Below are 4,269 nucleotides of genomic sequence, written 5' to 3'. Positions count from 1 at the left end.
TTATCCATATCATAATATTTATAATCGCCAAGCCTACCTAAAAAATACACATTTGTAAGTTTAGCAGATTCTTTTAAATATTTTTCATATAGCTTTTGATTTTCATCATTAGGTATAGGATAGTATCTTTCGTTCTTACCTTCTTCGTATTCACAAGGAAATTCATAAGAAAGTATGGTTTTAGTAGATTTTTCATCAAGATAATATTTATACTCAACACTTCTTGTAAAATCATAATTTTCAGGGTAGTTTATCTGAGGGCCTGATTGCATATACTCTTTATCAAAAGTTTCAAATACTATATTTAAACTCCTATAAGGTAATCTTCCAAATTTATAGTCAAAAAATTCATCAATCGCTCCTGTATAAAATAATCTTTCGTATTCTATATCTTTTTTTATGTCTTTAAAATCAGTATTTAATTGTACTTTTATCAAAGGATGATTGATGATATTTTCAATCATTTTTGTATAACCATCTTTTGGTATAGCTTGATAAGTATCTACAAAGTACCTATCATCACGACTTATATATACAGGAACTCTTGCACTAACTGAAAAATCAAGTTCTTCAGGTTTTACACCCCATTGTTTTACCGTGTAACCTAAAAAAACTTTTTTATAAATATATTCAGCTAAAAATTCTAAATCTTTATCGTTTGCATTTTTTAATTCTAAAATAGGAATTTTGGAATTAAAAGTAAATTTACTTACTAATTTTTGTTCAAGCTCTTTAGCTAAATACTCTGGAAAAACTTTATGCAAAGTATCAAGATTAAATGGGATATTTACCTCTTTACCATCTATAAAAGCTTTTACTCTATACATAAAATAATGCCATTTTGTAAAACGACTTAGATATTCCCAAACTTCTTTTATACTAGTGTGAAAAACATGGGGTCCATATTTATGCACTGTTATATTACTCTCTTGATCTTTATAATCATAAATATTTCCACCAATATGCTCTCTTTTATCTACGATTAAAACCTCTTGTCCTTTACTAGCTAAACGCTCAGCTAAAATAGCCCCGCTAAGCCCACAACCTACGATTAAATTTTTTACTTTTTTCATTTTAATACTTTCTATTATTTTCCCAATCCCAAGCACTTTTAATTATATCTTTAATATCAGTATATTTTGCTTTCCAAGATAAGATTTCTTTTGCTTTTTTATTATCTGCGTATAATCTTGCAGGATCCCCATCCCTTCTTGGTGTATAATTTATAGGGCACTTTTTACCACTTACAATTTCAGCTGCACTGATGATTTCTTTTACACTTGTACCTATTCCGGTACCAAGATTTATACAACCGCTAAATTTATGTAAATTTTCCAAGGCTAAACGATGAGCCAATGCTAAATCTTCTACATGAATATAATCTCTTATACAAGTTCCATCTTCGGTATCATAATCATTTCCAAAAATATTTATAGCAGGAATTTCTCCTTTTATAGCCTTTAAAACTAAAGGAATTAAATGAGTTTCAGGTTCATGACTTTCTCCGATAAGTCCATCCTTACTTGCACCTGCTGCATTAAAATATCTTAAAGAAATATGCCTTAAACCATAAGCTTTTTCATAGTCAGCAAAAACTTGTTCTATCATAAGCTTAGTTCTTCCATAAGCATTAATAGGATTTTGAGGATGTTTTTCATCAATTGGAGTATATTGTGGTTCTCCATAGGTTGCACAAGTGCTTGAAAATACTATATCCTTAACATTATTTTCAAGCATTGCATTTAAAAGATTTATAGTTCCTACTACATTATTTTGATAATATTTTGCAGGATTTACAACACTTTCTCCTACATAAGCAAAAGCTGCAAAATGCACTAGGGCATCTATTTTTTCTTTTTTAAAAACATTAGTTAAAGAAAAAGTATCTAATAAATCTGCATGGATAAATTTAGCTCTTTTATCTATAGCTTGTTTATGTCCATAGATGAGATTATCCATGACAATACAATTATAATTATTATCTAGTAAATGTTTTAAGGTATGTGAGCCTATATATCCTGCACCACCTACAACCAAAATATTTTTCATCTACCTACACCTTGATACTCAAAACCTAACTTTATAGCTTCATTTTTATCAAGTAAATTTCTTAAATCAACAATTTTTTTATGCCTTACCAAATCGTAAGCCTTTTTTAAATCAAGACTTGAAAATTCTTTCCATTCTGTTAGTATAGCAATCACATCAGCATCTTTTATGGCTTCATACATGCAATCAGCATAATCAATCTTATCCTCTAAAATTTGTTTAGCTAAATCCATAGCTTTTGGATCATAAGCACAAATTTTAACTTTTTGTTCTAAGAGTTTAAAAATAATATCTACAGCGGGACTTTCTCTACAATCATCAGTGCCATCTTTAAAAGCAAGGCCAAGTACGGCTATTTTTGGATTTTTGATATCCTTAATACTATTTAAAATTCTTTCGCACATATGGTTTTTACGCTCTTCATTTCCCTTGATAGCTGCATTGATTAAAGTTAAATCGATATCATTTTGCTTACCCATAAAAGCCATAGCTAAAGTATCTTTTGGAAAACATGAACCTCCATATCCAGGCCCAGGATTTAAAAAGCGTTTTCCTATCCTAGTATCAAGACCCATACCTTTAGCAACTTCTAAAATATCAGCTCCAGCTTTTTCACAAAAATTTGCCATTTCATTAATATAATGAATTTTAATAGCCAAAAATGCATTTGAGGCGTATTTAATAGTTTCTGAAGAACGGCGATTTACAAAAAGCAACTCACTTTTTCCTTTAAAAGGCTCATAAAGCTTTTCTATCACTGCTTTTGCTCTTTGTGAATTTGTTCCTACTATAATTCTGTCTGGATTGAAAAAATCATATACTGCAAAACCTTCTCTTAAAAATTCAGGCAAAGAAAGAACATCAAACTCTGCATTTGGATTTTTCTTGCTAATTAAACTTTCTATATCATCGCCTGTGCCAACAGGAACAGTGGATTTTGTAGCAATTACTGTATAACCTGTTAAATAATCCGCTAACTCAGTCGCAGCTGCATGAATATACTTCATATCTGCTTCTTTTGTAACTGGGTGCGGTGGAGTTCCTACTGCTATGATCACTAAATCTGCATCTTTAATACCTTCTTTCATAGAAGTTGTAAATTTTAAACGACCTTCTTTTACATTTTTATGAAAAAGATCTTCAAGATTATTCTCATAAATTGTTAAAATTCCATTATTTAAGGCATCAATTTTTGATTTTTCTCTATCTATACAAATAACCTCATTGCCAAGTTCTGCTAGCCCAACACCTGTTGGAAGTCCAACATAACCTGTTCCTATGATTCCTATTTTCATATATTTTATCCTTTAAATTCTGTAATTTTTTCTTTAAAATACTTTATAGTTTTTTCCAAACCTTCATCTAAATTTATCTTTGGCTCCCAATTAAATTTAGCTTTAGCTAAAGAAATATCAGGTCTTCTTTGAGTTGGATCATCTAATGGTAAATCTTTATAGATAATCTTTGATTTAGAACCTGTTTTTTCTATAATTTTTTGTGCTAATTCTTTTATGGTAAATTCGCTAGGATTGCCAGTATTTATAGGTCCTTGAAAATCTTTTGAAGAATTCATTACTTTAATAATAATATCAATTAAATCATCAACATAACAAAAAGAACGCGTTTGCGAACCATCTCCATAAATTGTGATATCTTTTCCACTTAAAGCTTGACATATAAAATTACTTACAACCCTGCCATCATTTGGATCCATATTTTCTCCATAGGTGTTAAAAATTCTTACTATTTTAATATCAACGCCTTCATGTCTATGATAATCAAAAAACAAACTTTCAGCACATCTTTTCCCTTCATCATAACAAGCGCGAATTCCTATAGGATTTACATTGCCTCTATATTCTTCATTTTGTGGATGAACGAGTGGATCTCCATAAACCTCTGAAGTTGAAGCTTGCAAAATCGTTGCATTATGCTCTTTTGCAAGTTCAAGCATATTTATAGCGCCATACACACTTGTTTTTGTTGTTTTTATGGCGTGTTTTCCTTGATAAGCAGGTGGAGAAGCTGGGCAAGCAAAATTATAAATTTGATCAAGCTTTTGTGTGATTTTTAATGGCTCACAAATATCATGCTCTATAAAAGTAAAATTTTCATTTTCTAAAAGTTCTTTGATATTTTCCATTCTACCTGTATAGTTATTATCTACACAAATAATTTTATTGCCTTCACTAAGCAGTCTTTTACATAAATTAGAACCTA

General features: G+C 29.9%; 4 protein-coding genes. All 4 read right to left on the bottom strand.

What is annotated here, in order from left to right; all coding sequences use genetic code 11:
- Positions 1–1,073 (bottom strand): UDP-galactopyranose mutase (glf, locus tag ELQ11_RS09315; RefSeq protein ID WP_134225297.1); only part of this gene is annotated, 1,073 nt, incomplete at its 3' end.
- Position 1,074: 1 nt separating this feature from the next.
- Positions 1,075–2,049, bottom strand: coding sequence for a UDP-glucose 4-epimerase GalE (gene galE, locus ELQ11_RS09310; RefSeq protein ID WP_134225296.1), 975 nt, complete (start codon positions 2,047–2,049; stop codon positions 1,075–1,077).
- Complete coding sequence (locus ELQ11_RS09305) at positions 2,046–3,344, bottom strand: UDP-glucose/GDP-mannose dehydrogenase family protein (protein WP_134225295.1); 1,299 nt, start codon at positions 3,342–3,344, stop codon at positions 2,046–2,048. Before ELQ11_RS09305 ends, galE begins: the two co-directional genes overlap by 4 nt.
- A gap of 5 nt (positions 3,345–3,349) precedes the next feature.
- The coding region (locus ELQ11_RS09300) for a UDP-glucuronic acid decarboxylase family protein (protein ID WP_134225294.1) at positions 3,350–4,269 on the bottom strand (920 nt) is incomplete at its 5' end.

This window comes from Campylobacter sp. US50a, assembly GCF_004379015.1.
Classification (GTDB): Bacteria; Campylobacterota; Campylobacteria; order Campylobacterales; family Campylobacteraceae; genus Campylobacter_D; species Campylobacter_D jejuni.
The sequence above is the reverse complement of the archived record's forward strand: the minus strand, read 5'-3'. Positions and strand labels throughout refer to the sequence as shown.